This window comes from Pseudomonas sp. NyZ201 (genome assembly GCF_049860765.1).
In the GTDB taxonomy this organism is placed as follows: domain Bacteria; phylum Pseudomonadota; class Gammaproteobacteria; order Pseudomonadales; family Pseudomonadaceae; genus Aquipseudomonas; species Aquipseudomonas bharatica.
This window is the reverse complement of the sequence record NZ_CP187557.1, coordinates 5,411,324-5,425,317: the sequence shown is the minus strand read 5'-3', so window position 1 is coordinate 5,425,317 and position 13,994 is coordinate 5,411,324. Positions and strand designations below refer to the sequence as shown.

Sequence of the window (13,994 nt, the reverse complement as noted above, 5' to 3'; positions counted from 1 at the left end):
ACAAGCAAAGTGGCCGGGATTATAGGGCAGGCCGGGGCGTGCGCGCAGCAGCCGGTGGGCATTGCGTCCGGCAGTTGCCTTTGGTCGGGAAAGTTGAGCGTTTTTCCTGCCACGACGGTCTACCCGGGGCTGGAGTTCCGCGCATTGTCCCTCTGGCAAACGGAAATTAATTTCAAGATAATGCGCGACCTATATTTGACGTCATGCTTTTGACGATCGCGAAACAGCCCCCAACAAGGAGACCGGGATGCACAAAGACGGGAAGGTTGTGCCCTTTCGCAGCCTCGCCAGCCAGGCGGTGCCCGCCCCTGTCGTCCGTCTGCCGGTCGCCCTGCTGCATGTTCGCGACCGGGCGGCATTGCAGTTGCGCCAGTCCCTTCAAGTGCTGTTCGACAATGCCGACGACACGCTCTTCGAAATGGCCGACAAGGCCACCGGGAGCAAGGAGCGCAACCTGCTGTTCGAGGCCATGCGCGACCTGCGGCACAAGCGCAAGAGCATCGAGCGCGGTTTTCTCGACAGCTTCTATGCCGCGTTCATGGAAGCCGGCCATGGTGACCCGTTGGCCGCCCTGCCGGCGCGAGCGGCGCTGCCTGGTACGCTCGGCCTGATTGTCGGCGATGAACTGGAACGCGCCGTGGCGGTGGATGGCATGGTCGCACGGGTGATGAATCGCGATGGTCTTGCCCTTGGGCAACTGACCCGACGTCTCAACAGCCTGCTGCAGCAACCCCTCGACGATCGCAGTAATCCGTTGGGCCCGACCCTGCTTTGCGAGTATTTCCTGCATGCCGGGCGCAGCCTTGGCGTGGGCATCAAGGTCAAGCTGGTCCTGCTCAAGCTGTTCGAGCGCTATGTGCTGCGCGAAGCCGACCAGCTTTATGACGAGGCCAACCAGTCGCTGGCCGATAGCGGCGTTCTTCCCGAGCTGCAGGCGCCGCCGCGCCGCCGCGCCCAGGACCGTATCCGCGTGGAAACCCGGGCGCCGGCCAACGAAGTGGCGGACAGCCCGGACGCTGAGCAAACCGATGCCGCGACCCAGGCGCTGTTCTCCTCGTTGCAGTCACTGTTGCGTCCGGTACGCGGACGTCTGGCCCCGCGCCTGGGAGGCGCTCCGGTGCGCCCGATCAGCAGCCGCGACCTGCTGCGGCTGCTGACCCACCTGCAACGCTACGTGCCGGCGGAACTGGAGCACGAGGACTTCGACCTGCGTCACCACCTGGAGCAACTCTTGACCCGGCTCAGCGTGCAGAGCGGCCAAGGGCGCCGTCTCGACGCCGGCGACGAGGACGTGATCAACCTGATCGCCATGCTCTTCGACTTCATTCTTCGCGACCGCAACCTGCCGCACTCCTTGCGGATCCTGATCGGCCGCCTGCAGATTCCCATGCTCAAGGCGGCCTTGCTCGACAAGCGCCTGTTCAGCCGCGCCACCCACCCGGCGCGGCGCTTGCTCAATGAAGTGGCCGCCGCCGCCATGGGTTGGGACAAGCGTGGCGACCCTCAGCGCGACAGTCTTTACCAGCACGTGGAGCGGATGGTGCAGCGGCTGCTCGACGACTTCGATGACGACCCGGCGATTTTCGCCGAACTCCTCGAGGATTTCCTCGCCTTCATCAACGACGAGCGGCGCCGTACCGAACTGCTGGAGCAACGTACCCGCGATGCCGAAGAGGGGCGCGCCCGCACCGAGCAAGGTCGAGGGCGGGTCCAGCACGAGCTCAACCGGCGGCTGCAGGGCAGGAACTTGCCGCGCATCGTGATAAGGATGCTGGAGGAAGCCTGGAGCCAGGTGTTGCTGCTGGCCTGGCTCAAGCATGGCGAAGACTCGTCGCCATGGTGCGAGGCGCTGCAGACCATGGACGAGTTGCTATGGAGCGTCGGGCCGCTGGAACTGCCGGAAGATCGCCAACAGTTGCTGGTGCGTGTACCAGGTCTGCTCAAGGCGCTGCGCGATGGCCTGGGCGGTGTGGTGTTCGATCCGTTTGCCACCAGCGAATTCTTCGCTGCCCTGGAGTTGCTGCATATCGGCGCGTTCGATCCTTCGGGCCGCCAGGGCGACGCGCAGGCGGGCACCGAGCGGGTACTGGTGCGCGACGAAATCATCCTCCAGGACCCGGAACATGGAGCGCCTTGCGATAGCCAGGCGCTGCTGGCTGCGGACGATCCGCAGCTGTTGCGGGTTCGTGCCTTGCAACCCGGAGCCTGGATCGAGCTGCAGGAGGATGGGCAAACCCTGCGCTGCAAGTTGATCGGCCTGTTCGATGACAGCGACCGCTATGTGTTCGTCAATCGCAGCGGCATGAAGGTTCGCGAATGGACTGGCATGGGCCTGGCGGCGGCGTTGCAGCGAGGTGATGCAAGGCTGCTCGACGCCAGCCTGCTGTTCGACCGTGCCCTGGAGTCGGTGGTCGGCCAACTGCGGCGCGAGCGCCAGTGAAGCCTCACACTTTTTAACGATACAGGGCGGCTCGGCTCGGGGCATACTGCGCGGGTGCCCTCGTGTTTACGGACTTTCTATGCAGCTGGATCGCACTACAGGCTGGTTCGCTGGCGTTACCCATTGCCCTTCCCCCAACTTCAATGCCCGCCCCGATGGCGAGGCCATTGCCCTGCTGGTGATCCACAACATCAGCCTGCCGCCCGGGCAATTCGCGACCGGCAAGGTCCAGGCCTTCTTCCAGAACCGCCTCGACCCCGCCGAACATCCCTTTTTCGAGACCATCAAGGACCTGCGCGTGTCGGCTCACTTCCTGATCGAGCGCGACGGTGCGGTCACCCAGTTCGTTTCCTGCCTCGACCGTGCCTGGCATGCCGGGGTCTCGCGCTTTGGCGAACGTGAAGGCTGCAACGATTTTTCCATCGGCATCGAGCTGGAGGGCACCGACGATCTGCCCTACAGCGATGCCCAATATGTGGCGCTGGAGTGCCTGGCCCGGCAACTGCGCGCGGCCTGGCCGGCGCTCGATGGCGAACGGATCTGCGGCCATAGCGATATCGCCCCGGGGCGCAAGACCGACCCGGGCCCGGCCTTCGACTGGGAGCGCTTGCGTGCCAGCCTGCGCGCCCCGCTATATGGCAAGGAGAACTGATCGATGACGTTCCTGGTTTTGCTGCTGATGCTGTGGGTCGAGAAATTCTCGGGCCTGCGCGCCCGCGTGCAGCGTGACGGTTTCTTCCTGGCCGAACTGGCGCGCCTGGAGCGTACCGGCAAGGTCCGGCCCTGGTGGGTGCTGGCGTTCCTGGTGCTGTGCCCGGTGCTGCTGGTGGCCTTGCTCCTGCATGTGCTGGACCCGGTAGCCTATGGCTTGCTGGCCTTGCCGGTGCATCTGCTGGTGCTTGTCTACAGCCTGGGACGCGGCGATGTGAAGGCGGCGCTCGGGCCGTTCCGCGATGCCTGGCGGCGCGGCGACGAGCAGGCGGCGGTGCATGTGGCCGAACGCGACCTGAAGGTGATTGCCGATGACGAGCAGAGCTTGTTGCACAAGGTCCAGGGCCACTTGCTATGGGACGCCTGCCAGAGCTTCTTCGTGGTGATCTTCTGGTATGTCCTGCTGGGGCCGGCGGCGGCCCTGGCCTATCGCCTGCTGGCGCTGGCTGCCGAGCATGCCGCCAGCCCGGCGGTGCAGGAGCGCGCCCGGCAACTGCGTCATGCCTTCGACTGGGCGCCGGTACGGGTACTGGCGGCGAGCTTCGCCCTGGTCGGCAACTTCGTTGCGGTGAGCCGGGTGATGCTGCATGAACTGCTCAACTGGCATGTCGCCGCGCCACGGTTGATCAGCATCGCCGGGTATGCGGCGGCAGAATTGCCGGCCACGGCGCCTGCGGGCGAGGCAGGGTTGGCGGGGCTGGACAAGATCTGGGAGCTGCTGCTGAGGTCGGCGGTGCTCTGGTATGCGTTCTTTGCCCTATGGACGGTGTTGGGGTGAGTGTCGGGACCGCAAAGCGGTCCCCAAAACTGACTACCTGGTCATTTACCTTAAGTTACAAAGCCTTTCTTCGATATGCGCTATACAGGATGCAGGAATGCCGTCGCTGGCTAACTGCCATCGCGCCAAGAACAATAAGAAATCGAAGGAGACGACCAGTGAAGAGCCTGTTGCGTCCGGCCATTGCCCTGATGAACCGCCTGAGCTTCGGCATGAAGTTCAGCCTGATCAGCGTGCTGTTCTTCCTGCCCATGCTGGTGACCAACTTCTATCTGGTCCGCGATTCCTACGCCAAATTCAATGCTACCCGCGACGAATTGCAGAGCCTCGACCTGCTGCGCGGCACCCTGGGTGTGCGCGGTGACCTGGAGACGCTTGGCAATCTGGTGCAGATCAATGCCGTGGTCGGCCAGTCGGGCAAGGCCGAGGATATCGAGGCGCGGATCGCCAGCCTCGGCCAGCAGGTGCAGGCCAGGCTCACTGCCCTGCAACCGGTGCACAGCGACGAAGCGCTGGTCAAGGCCTTCGCCGACAAGCGCGATGAACTGCTCGACGCCCTGCGTACCGCCCTGAACGAGTCCTCGCTGCCGGCCCAGGTCGCGCTGTTCGACAAGTTGCAGACCCCGGCGCAAAACCTGCCTCGCCTGGTCGCCAGCCAGTCCGGGCTTGGCCAGGACATCGATGGCGCGGTACGCCAGTTGACCGAATTGTTGATCACGGTAACGCCGCAGGTGACCCGGACCCTCGGCGAAGGCCGCGCCATGGGCTCCTATTCCTTGGCCCAGGGCTTTATCAACTCCACCGCCAGCACCCGCTTCGAAGACCTGCTGCTGCAACTGGAAAAACTCTCCGCCGACTACGCCATGAAAGTCGGCGAGGCACTCGCCGCAGACCGCCAGGCCGAAGCCCGTCTTGGCGCCCAGGCTGCTGCCAGCCAGGCGTCGCTGAAACAGGCCTCGGAGTTGTTCGAAAGCCAGGTGGTGGTGGCGGAAACCCTGGATGCGCCCTGGACCGAGTTCTACCAGCGCACCACCGACCTGATGGCCCGTACCTACGAGCTGAACGAGGCTACGGTCGGCTTCCTCGACCAGCAGTTGCAAAGCCGCCTGGGCGACTATCGCAGCCATATGATCCTGCTGGTGGTGGCGCTGGCCACGGTGTTCCTGCTGGTGGTCTATCTCTACAGCGGCTTCTACGCCTCCACCCGCAACACCCTCGACAGCCTCGGCGCGGTCATGGACAAGGTGGCGGCAGGGGACATGACCGTCAGCTACGCCGTGCAGAGCCGTGATGAGCTGGGCGAACTGGGGCAGATGTTCAACGGCACGGTCAAGCGCATCCACGACCTGATCGAAAAGGTCGGCCACACCGTTGGCGAAGTCGAGCGCCAGGCCGAGCAGGTCCATGAGGTGTCGTCACGCAGCAACCAGGCGGTCAGCGGCCAGCGCGGGCAGATCGAACAGGTCGCGACTGCCATGAACCAGATGTCGGCGACCGCCCAGGAAGTGGCGCGCAGCGCGGCGGCGGCGGTGAGCAGCGCCCATAGCGTCAACCAGGAAACCGTGACCGGTCGCAGCCTGGTGGAATCGCAGCAGGGCAGCATTGCCGGGCTGGCCCGGGAGATCGACCAGTCGGTAGCGGTGATCAACCAGTTGGTCAGTGACAGCCAGGCCATCAGCCGTGTGCTGGAGGTGATCAAGAGCATCGCCGAGCAGACCAACCTGCTGGCCCTCAACGCCGCCATCGAAGCGGCGCGGGCGGGCGAGCAGGGGCGTGGCTTCGCCGTGGTGGCGGATGAAGTGCGGACCCTGGCCAAGCGCACCCAGCAATCCACCGGCGAGATCGACGAAATGATCTCGCGCCTGCAGAACGGTGTCGGAGCGGCGGTGCGGGCGATGGACAGCAGTCACCAGATGGCTTCGGGTACGGTGAGCCAGTCGCAGCAGGTGCAGCAGGCGCTGGAGAATATCCTTGGCGCGATCGGCAGCATCGTCGACCAGAACCAGCAGATCGCCGCAGCGGTGGAGCAGCAGACGGCGGTGGCCCATGACATCGACCAGAACATCGTGCAGATCAACCGCGCGGCCGAGCACACCACCCAGGGCGCCCACCAGACCGAGGATGCCAGCCGCCAGTTGAGCAGCCAGGTGATGGAGTTGAAGCAGTTGATCGGGGCGTTCAGGGTCTGAGTAGTGCATGAACCGCGAGGGCCTCATCGCCGGCAACGCCGGCTCCCACAAGTATTGCGGTGCACTCGGTCCTTGTGGGAGCCGGCGTTGCCGGCGATGAGGCCCTCACGGCCAGCCAAAAAGGTGGGAGGCATTCCGGCTACTGGCCTCTGCCAACACCCCAACCTCGACCCCCATGATCCCGGCCAGCGCCCCGGCAATCTCCGGCAGATGCAACGGGCTGTTCCTCACCCCCGGATACATCGCCGGCGCCATGTCCGGGGCATCGGTCTCCAGTACCACCGCGTCCAGCGGTAGACGCGGCAGCACCTTTTGCAGCCGCAGCGCCTGGGGCCAGGTCGCGGCGCCGCCCAGGCCAAGACAGAAGCCCAGCTTGATGTACTCCCGCGCCTCTTCGTAACTCCCGGCAAAGGCATGGATGATTCCGCCGCGCTTGAGCTTGAAGCGCTTGAGCGTGGCAATCACCGCCGCATGGCTGCGCCGTACATGCAGCAGCGCCGGTAGATCGAAATCCACCGCCAGTTGCAATTGCGCCTCGAACAGCGCCTGCTGCCGCTCGCGGTCCAGTTCCTCAAGGTAATAATCCAGGCCGAACTCACCCACGGCGCATAGCTGCGGATCTCCGCGTAACCGGGTAAGCCAGTCACCCAGTGCGAGCAGATGCTCCGGCCGATGATCGTCGAGATACACCGGATGCAGGCCGAACGCTGCATACAGCGAGGGCTCGGCCTTGACCAGGTCCCACAGCCGTTGCCAGTTGCCCTCGTACACCCCCAGCACCACCATCTTCTCGACCCCGGCGGCCCGCGCCGCCGCCAGCAGTTCGCGGCGGTCGGCGTCGAAGTCGGGGAAGTCAAGGTGGGTGTGGGTGTCGATCAGGCGCATGTCAGCCCTTGAAGATCCGCTGCTTGAAGGTTCGCGCCACGGCGTGGACACCGGGCTGGTAGTGCTTTTGTTCCACGGCGGCGAGGGCCAGTTCCAATGCGGTCTGGGCGATCAGGCCGTGCTGCTGCGCCATGGCGTTGACCGGCAAGGGCAGGAAATCCAGCAACTGGGTGTCGCCGAACGTGCCCAGGTGCAGGGCACGGGAATCCGCCGGGCGGGTCGAGAGCACGTCGAACACGCCTTGCAGCAGCACGTAGGAGGTGGTCACCAGGGCATCCGGCAGGCGGCCCTGCTCGGCCAGCAACTGGCTCATCAACTGGCGGCCGCATTCACGGCTGAAGGCATCGCCCTGGTACTGGCTGACCTTGCCGTCGAACGCATGCAGCGCCTGGTCGAAACCGCTGGCGCGGGCCTGGCTCACGCTCAGTTCGGCACGGGCGCCGATCAGGGCGATATTGGCCGGCTGCAGGTCCAGCAGGCTGCGGGTCAACTCCAGGCTGGCCGGCTGGTCGTCGCTGACCACCGAGCAGAACACCCGCGGATCCATGCTACGGTCCAGAGCGATGATCGGCAGGCCCTTGGCTTGCAGTTCGCGATAGCTGTCATCGCTCGGCGGCAGGCAACTGGCAACGAACAGCGCATCGCAGCGGCGGGCGCGGAACAGTTGCTGCAACTGGCGCTCGCTGTCCGGCTGGTCATCGCTGCTGGCGATCAGCAACTGGTAGCCGCGCGCCCGTGCGCCCTGCTCGAGACGCTTGGCGATGCAGGCGTAGCTGGGGTTTTCCAGGTCGGGAAGAATGAAACCGAGGGTTTTCGTGTGCCGGCTGCGCAGGCCGGCAGCCTGCGGATTGGGGGTAAAGCCGTGGGCTTCGACTACCGCGCGGACACGCTCGACGGTCGCATTGCTGATGCGTTGCTGCTCGGCCTTGCCGTTGATGACGTAGCTGGCGGTGGTCACGGAGACACCGGCCAGACGGGCTATATCGCTGAGTTTCACCAGATTTTCCTTGTTATATGCCGGGGCGGGCTGCGAAGCCTGACCGGTCATTGTCGCCGATCCTGTGCTGCCGGCGCAGACGACCATTGTCGCAATTGTCGGACAGCAAGGGGCTTCTTTGTTCGCAGGTTATCGAGTAACGTGCTCGTCATTTCAAGATTAATCGTTTCAGCAAGCGATTTCGCTGCCGCACCTGACGCTTGCCGATGGGTCTGAACAGTACTGGCCCTATGATTGTGTACCCACAACAATACCTCGGCGCCGCCCCGGCGTTGCAAAAGGAGAGGACGATGCTGCAATTCACCACGGCGCAGATTGCCATGGGTCAAGAGGCTGTGGACAAGTCCGCCGCGCTGGACCTGCTGGCCGCCCGGCTGGTCGAGGACGGCCTGGTGGCCGAGGGCTACTTGGCGGGCTTGCAGGCCCGCGAGCAGCAGGGCTCGACCTATCTCGGCCAAGGTATCGCCATCCCCCACGGCACGCCCCAGACCCGCGACCAGGTGTTCGCCACCGGCGTATGCCTGATGCAGTTTCCCGCCGGGGTCGATTGGGGCGACGGGCAGATCGTCCACCTGGCGATCGCCATCGCCGCCCGCTCCGACGAGCACCTGCGCCTGCTCCAGCAACTGACCCGCGCGCTCGGCGAAGGCGATCTGTCCATCGCCCTGAGCCAGGCCGACAGTGCCGAGGCCGTGCTGCAACTGCTGCAAGGCGCCCCGCGCGAGCTAGTGCTGGACGAGCGCAGCATTGGCCTGGGTGTGGCCGCCGACGACTTCGATGATCTGCTCTGGCAGGGCGCGCGCCTGCTGCGTCGGGCCGATTGTGTGGAGAGCGGTTTCATCACCCATCTGCACCGGGCCGAGCCGCTGCCGCTGGGCCATGGCCTGTGGCTGGTCGCCAGTGACCAGGCGGTGCGCCAGCCCGCCCTGGCGTTCGTTACGCCACAGCAACCGCTGCGCCACCTCGATCGACCGCTCGCCGGCCTGTTCTGCCTCGCCGCGCATGGCGAGGCGCAGGCGCCGCTGCTGGATCGCCTGTGTTCGCTATTGATCGAAGGTCGCGCCCAGGAGCTGCTGCGCGCCAGCAATGTCCGCGCGGTGCTGGCTCTGCTTGGCGGGGACGTTCCTGGCGACTGGCCCAGTGCGCGGATCACCCTGGCCAACCCCCATGGCCTGCATGCACGCCCGGCGAAAGTGCTGGCGCAACTGGCGAAGGAATTCCCCGGCGAAGTGCGGGTGCGCCTGGTCGACGGCGTCGGTTCGCCGGTTTCCGCCAAGAGCCTGAGCAAACTGCTGGGCCTCGGCGCCCGGCGCGGGCAAGTGCTGGAGTTCAGTGTCGAGCCGGTCATCGCCGATGCTTTGCCGGCGCTGCTGGCGGCGGTGGAGGGCGGGCTGGGCGAGGAGGTCGAGCCGCTGGCAGCACTGGCGCCCTTGCCATCGGAGCCGGTGGCAACGACCTTGGCTGCGCCCGCTGCCGGATCGACCATACAGGGCGTCGCTGCTGCTCCCGGCATCGCCGCCGGGCCCGCCCATGTGCAATTGCAGCAGCACTTCGACTATCCCTTGCGCGGTGAATCGCCAAGCCACGAGCAGCAGCGCCTGGAAGCCGCGCTGCTGCAGGTGCGCAACGATATCGAAGCGCTGATCCGGCGCAGCGAGGTCAGCGCCATCCGCGAGATCTTCGTCACCCACCAGGAAATGCTTGCCGACCCCGGCTTGGCGGAGGAGGTCGGGTTGCGCCTGCGCCAGGGTGAAAGCGCGCCGGCGGCGTGGCTGGCCGTGATCGATACGGCGGCGCGCCAGCAGGAGTCGCTGCAGGACGCCTTGCTCGCCGAGCGCGCGGCGGACCTGCGCGATGTCGGGCGGCGGGTGCTGATGCAACTGTGTGGCATCAGCGAAACCCCTGAACCGAAACAGCCCTACGTGCTGGTGATGGCCGAGGTCGGGCCATCGGATGTGGCCCGCCTCGATCCGTCGCGGGTCGCGGGGATTCTCACTGCCCGTGGTGGCGCCACCGCCCATAGCGCGATCGTTGCCCGGGCCCTGGGCATCCCGGCGGTGGTTGGCGCTGGCGACGCGGTGTTGCTGATCGAGCCCGGTACCGATTTGTTGCTCGACGGCCAGCGCGGTCGTGCCACCGTCGATCCGGCCACCGAACAACTGGAAAAGGCCCTGGCCGAACGCGACCAGCGCGAAAAGGCCCTGCGTGCGGCTCATGCGCGCCGCTTCGAGCCGGCAGTCACCCAGGATGGCCATGCCGTCGAGGTCTTCGCCAACATCGGTGAAAGCGCCGGTATCGACGCGGTGGTCGAGCAGGGCGCCGAGGGCGTCGGCCTGCTGCGTACCGAACTGATCTTCATGGCCCATCCGCAACTGCCCGATGAGGCCGCCCAGGAGGCCGAGTACCGCCGCGTCCTCGATGGCCTGGCCGGGCGCCCGCTGGTGGTCCGCACCCTCGATGTCGGCGGTGACAAACCCTTGCCTTATTGGCCGATCGCCAAGGAAGAAAACCCGTTCCTCGGCGTGCGCGGCATCCGTCTTACCCTGCAGCGCCCGCAGGTCATGGAAAGCCAGTTGCGGGCTTTGCTGCGTGCCGCCGGTGATCGCCCGTTGCGGATCATGTTCCCGATGGTCGGCCAGCTGGAGGAATGGCGCGAGGCCCGGCGTATGGTCGATCGGCTGCTGGCGCAGATTCCGGTCAGCGATCTGCAGGTCGGCATCATGATCGAGGTGCCCTCGGCGGCCCTGCTGGCCCCGGTGCTGGCGGCAGAAGTGGATTTCTTCAGCATCGGCACCAACGACCTGACCCAATACACCCTGGCGATCGACCGCGGGCACCCGAGCCTCTCGGCCCAGGCCGACGGCCTGCACCCGGCGGTGCTGAACCTGATCGACATGACGGTGCGCGCCGCCCATGCCCATGGCAAGTGGGTCGGCGTTTGTGGCGAACTGGCGGCCGACCCCCAGGCGGTGCCGCTGTTGCTGGGGCTGGACGTGGACGAATTGAGCGTGGCGGCGCGCAGCATTGCCGAAGTCAAGGCGCAGGTGCGTGCGCTGGGTATTGAACAGGCCCGCGGGCTGGCGCGACAGGCGCTGGCCCTGGGCAGTGCCGCCGACGTGCGGGCACTGGTGGAGAAGTAACGATGGCCAGGATTCTCGCTTTGACCCTTAATCCGGCGCTGGACGTGACCGTCAGCCTGGATGCCCTGCGTACCGGCGCGGTCAACCGCGCATCGACGCAGCACAGCCATGCCGCCGGCAAGGGCCTGAACGTGGCCCAGGTCCTCGCCGATCTGGGCCATCAGTTGAGCGTCAGCGGTTTTCTCGGGCGGGATAACCTCGGCCCGTTCGAGGCGCTGATACGCCAGCGCGGCTTCGTCGATGGCTTCATCCGTGTGCCCGGCGAGACCCGCAGCAATATCAAGCTGGTCGAGGCGGGCGGGCAGGTCACCGATATCAACGGCCCCGGTCCCGAGGTGGACGAGGCGGCGCAACAGGCGCTGCTGCAGCGCCTCGACCAATTGGCACCCGGACATGACGCGGTGGTGGTGGCCGGCAGCCTGCCGCGGGGCATCAGCCCCGAATGGCTGGAGCAGTTGTTGCTGCGCCTCAAGGGCATGGGCCTGAGGGTCGCCTTCGACAGCAGCGGCGCCGCCCTCGACGCCGGATTGCGCGCCACGCCCTGGTTGATCAAGCCGAACACCGAGGAGCTGGGCGAGGCGGTCGGCCAGGCGCTGGTGGATTTCCCCCGCCAGCGTGACGCCGCCCAACGCCTGCTCGATCAGGGTATCGAGCATGTGGTGGTGTCCCAGGGCGAGCAGGGGGTCAACTGGTTCAGTGCTGGCGGCGTGCTGCACGGCGTACCGCCCGACGTGGTGGTCGCCAGTACCGTCGGTGCCGGTGATTCGCTGCTGGCCGGCATGCTTCATGGCCTGCTGGCCAACGAGGCGCCGCAGCAGACCCTGCGTCGCGCCACCGCCATCGCCGCCCAGGCGGTCAGCCAGATCGGTTTCGGCATCAACGATCGCGCGCAACTGGCGCGTTTCGAAGCGCAGGTTCGCATCCAGACCCCCGGCACAGAACAAGAGGGTGACCAATGAAACTCGCGATCATCACCGCCTGCCCCAATGGCCAGGTGTCCAGCGTGGTCAGCGCCCGCTTGCTGGACGCCGCCGCCCAGCGCCTGGGCTGGAGCACCTGCGTGGAAATCCACGACCCGGCCCGCCCGGAGCGACAGCTGTCGCCGGCGGCCATCGCCGATGCCGACTGGGTGCTGGTGGTTTCCAGTGCCGCGCTGGACTTGCAGCGCTTCGCCGGCAAGCGCCTGTTCCAGAGCACTCCGGCCCAGGCGCTGGAGGATGTGGATAACTTCCTGAGGGCGGCGGCGTCGCAGGCGATCGTTCATCAGCCAGGTGAAAGCGGCGCGGCGCCTTCGGCAAGCCGTATCGTTGCCGTGACCGCCTGCCCGACCGGCGTCGCCCACACCTTCATGGCCGCCGAAGCGCTGCAACAGGCGGCGCAGCAGATGGGCCTGCAACTGAGCGTGGAAACCCAAGGCTCGGTGGGCGCGCGCAACCCCTTGAGCGCGGCGGCCATCGCCGAAGCCGATGTGGTGCTGCTGGCGGCGGATATCGAGGTACCGACCGAGCGTTTCGCCGGCAAGCGCATCTACCGCTGCGGTACCGGCGTGGCGCTGAAGCAGGCGAAAGCGACCCTGACCAGGGCGCTGGCCGAAGCCCGCGAAGAAAGCCCGGGCGCGGCGCAGAAAACCGAGGCGCGCAGCGAGAAGGCAGGCGTCTACAAGCACCTGCTGACCGGTGTGTCCTTCATGTTGCCGATGGTGGTGGCGGGCGGCCTGCTGATCGCCCTGTCGTTCGTTTTCGGCATCGAGGCCTTCAAGGAGCCGGGCACCTTGCCCGCGGCGCTGATGCAGATCGGCGGCGAGGCGGCATTCAAGCTGATGGTGCCGTTGCTGGCGGGCTATATCGCCTGGTCCATCGCCGACCGTCCGGGGCTGGCCCCGGGCATGATCGGCGGATTGCTCGCCAGCTCTCTGGGCGCAGGGTTCATCGGTGGCATCATCGCCGGCTTCCTGGCCGGCTACAGCGCCCGAGCCATCAGCCGCTGGCTTAGGCTGCCGAGCAGTCTGGAGGCGTTGAAGCCGATCCTGCTGATCCCGTTGTTCGCCAGCCTGTTCACCGGGCTGGTGATGATCTACGTGGTGGGCAAGCCGGTGGCCGGGCTGCTGGCCGGGCTGACCGGATTCCTCGACAGCATGGGTACCACCAATGCCATTCTGCTGGGCATCGTCCTTGGCGCGATGATGTGCGTCGACCTCGGCGGGCCGGTGAACAAGGCGGCCTACGCCTTCTCGGTAGGGCTGCTGGCTTCGCAGAGCTATGCGCCGATGGCGGCGACCATGGCGGCGGGCATGGTGCCGCCGATCGGCCTGGGGATCGCCAGCCTCCTGGCCCGGCGCAAGTTCGCCCAGAGCGAACGGGAGGCCGGCAAGGCGGCGCTGGTGCTGGGGATGTGCTTTATCTCCGAAGGCGCGATTCCCTTTGCCGCCAAGGACCCGCTGCGGGTGATTCCCGCCAGCATCGCCGGTGGCGCGCTGACCGGGGCGCTGTCGATGTACTTCGGCTGCAAGCTGATGGCGCCGCATGGCGGGCTGTTCGTCATGCTGATTCCCAACGCGATCAACCACGCCGTGCTGTATCTGCTGGCGATCCTGGCGGGCAGCCTGGTGACCGGCGTGGTGTATGCGCTGATCAAGAAGAACGAGGTGGTGGAGCTGGCGGTGCAGCCGGTGAAGGGGTAAGGCTTGCGGGCCTCATCGCCGGCAACGCCGGCTCCCACAGGGTACTGAGCCAGTCACAAAATCTGTGTCCAACGCGAACCCTGTGGGAGCTGGCTTGCCAGCGATGGCGCCGGCACTGGCGAAGAGGTTGCCCGGCCTGACGCCATCGCCGGCAAGACCGGCTCCCACAGGGTA

General features: G+C 66.3%; 9 protein-coding genes and 1 pseudogene. 8 read left to right on the top strand and 2 right to left on the bottom strand.

Annotated elements, in window-relative coordinates; genetic code table 11:
* Positions 1-247: 247 nt before the first annotated feature.
* From ACPFMA_RS24370 to ACPFMA_RS24350, 5 genes and pseudogenes are all read left to right on the top strand, one after another.
* Positions 248-2,440 carry a DUF1631 domain-containing protein gene (locus ACPFMA_RS24370; protein ID WP_425928910.1) on the top strand — a complete coding sequence of 731 codons (2,193 nt, stop codon included), beginning with the start codon at positions 248-250 and terminating at the stop codon, positions 2,438-2,440.
* Positions 2,441-2,519: 79 nt separating this feature from the next.
* Positions 2,520-3,092, top strand: a complete 573-nt coding sequence (ampD, locus tag ACPFMA_RS24365) for a 1,6-anhydro-N-acetylmuramyl-L-alanine amidase AmpD (protein WP_425928909.1) — start codon at positions 2,520-2,522, stop codon at positions 3,090-3,092.
* Between the two features lie 3 nt (positions 3,093-3,095).
* Positions 3,096-3,929, top strand: a complete 834-nt coding sequence (gene ampE / locus ACPFMA_RS24360) for a regulatory signaling modulator protein AmpE (RefSeq protein WP_425928908.1) — start codon at positions 3,096-3,098, stop codon at positions 3,927-3,929.
* Positions 3,911-5,263: pseudogene (locus tag ACPFMA_RS24355) on the top strand (HAMP domain-containing protein); the annotation flags it as partial. The gene ampE and the pseudogene ACPFMA_RS24355, both read left to right, overlap by 19 nt.
* Positions 5,243-6,118 (top strand): methyl-accepting chemotaxis protein, encoded by an 876-nt coding sequence (locus ACPFMA_RS24350; RefSeq protein WP_425930628.1) that lies wholly within the window; start codon positions 5,243-5,245, stop codon positions 6,116-6,118. The pseudogene ACPFMA_RS24355 and the gene ACPFMA_RS24350, both read left to right, overlap by 21 nt.
* 105 nt (positions 6,119-6,223) lie before the next feature.
* On the opposite strand, the gene ACPFMA_RS24345 is transcribed toward ACPFMA_RS24350, so the two are convergent.
* Positions 6,224-7,003, bottom strand: coding sequence for a TatD family hydrolase (locus ACPFMA_RS24345; RefSeq protein ID WP_425928907.1), 780 nt, complete (start codon positions 7,001-7,003; stop codon positions 6,224-6,226).
* A gap of 1 nt (position 7,004) precedes the next feature.
* Positions 7,005-8,000: a catabolite repressor/activator gene (gene cra, locus ACPFMA_RS24340; RefSeq protein ID WP_420057675.1), complete on the bottom strand. Its 996-nt coding sequence runs from the start codon at positions 7,998-8,000 to the stop codon at positions 7,005-7,007.
* A 290-nt stretch (positions 8,001-8,290) separates the two neighbouring features.
* Between cra and ptsP the strand changes: the two genes are divergently transcribed.
* Genes ptsP through ACPFMA_RS24325 form a run of 3 tightly spaced genes read left to right on the top strand, consistent with a single transcriptional unit; the run spans position 8,291 to position 13,820 of the window.
* Positions 8,291-11,140 (top strand): phosphoenolpyruvate--protein phosphotransferase, encoded by a 2,850-nt coding sequence (ptsP, locus tag ACPFMA_RS24335; protein WP_425928906.1) that lies wholly within the window; start codon positions 8,291-8,293, stop codon positions 11,138-11,140.
* 2 nt (positions 11,141-11,142) lie between these two features.
* A complete protein-coding gene (gene pfkB / locus ACPFMA_RS24330) occupies positions 11,143-12,099 on the top strand; it encodes a 1-phosphofructokinase (RefSeq protein WP_420057677.1) in 957 nt (318 codons plus the stop codon).
* On the top strand, positions 12,096-13,820 hold the full coding sequence (locus ACPFMA_RS24325; protein ID WP_064302714.1) for a PTS fructose-like transporter subunit IIB: 1,725 nt from the start codon (positions 12,096-12,098) through the stop codon (positions 13,818-13,820). The genes pfkB and ACPFMA_RS24325 overlap by 4 nt, the downstream gene beginning before the upstream one ends.
* Positions 13,821-13,994 lie beyond the last annotated feature (174 nt).

Coding starts and splice junctions, on each gene's coding strand:
- ACPFMA_RS24370 (WP_425928910.1), top strand. CDS start 248: ATGCACAAAGACGGGAAGGTTGTGCCCTTTCGCAGCCTCGCCAGCCAG.
- ampD (WP_425928909.1), top strand. CDS start 2,520: ATGCAGCTGGATCGCACTACAGGCTGGTTCGCTGGCGTTACCCATTGC.
- ampE (WP_425928908.1), top strand. CDS start 3,096: ATGACGTTCCTGGTTTTGCTGCTGATGCTGTGGGTCGAGAAATTCTCG.
- ACPFMA_RS24350 (WP_425930628.1), top strand. CDS start 5,243: ATGTTCAACGGCACGGTCAAGCGCATCCACGACCTGATCGAAAAGGTC.
- ACPFMA_RS24345 (WP_425928907.1), bottom strand. CDS start 7,003: ATGCGCCTGATCGACACCCACACCCACCTTGACTTCCCCGACTTCGAC.
- ptsP (WP_425928906.1), top strand. CDS start 8,291: ATGCTGCAATTCACCACGGCGCAGATTGCCATGGGTCAAGAGGCTGTG.
- pfkB (WP_420057677.1), top strand. CDS start 11,143: ATGGCCAGGATTCTCGCTTTGACCCTTAATCCGGCGCTGGACGTGACC.
- ACPFMA_RS24325 (WP_064302714.1), top strand. CDS start 12,096: ATGAAACTCGCGATCATCACCGCCTGCCCCAATGGCCAGGTGTCCAGC.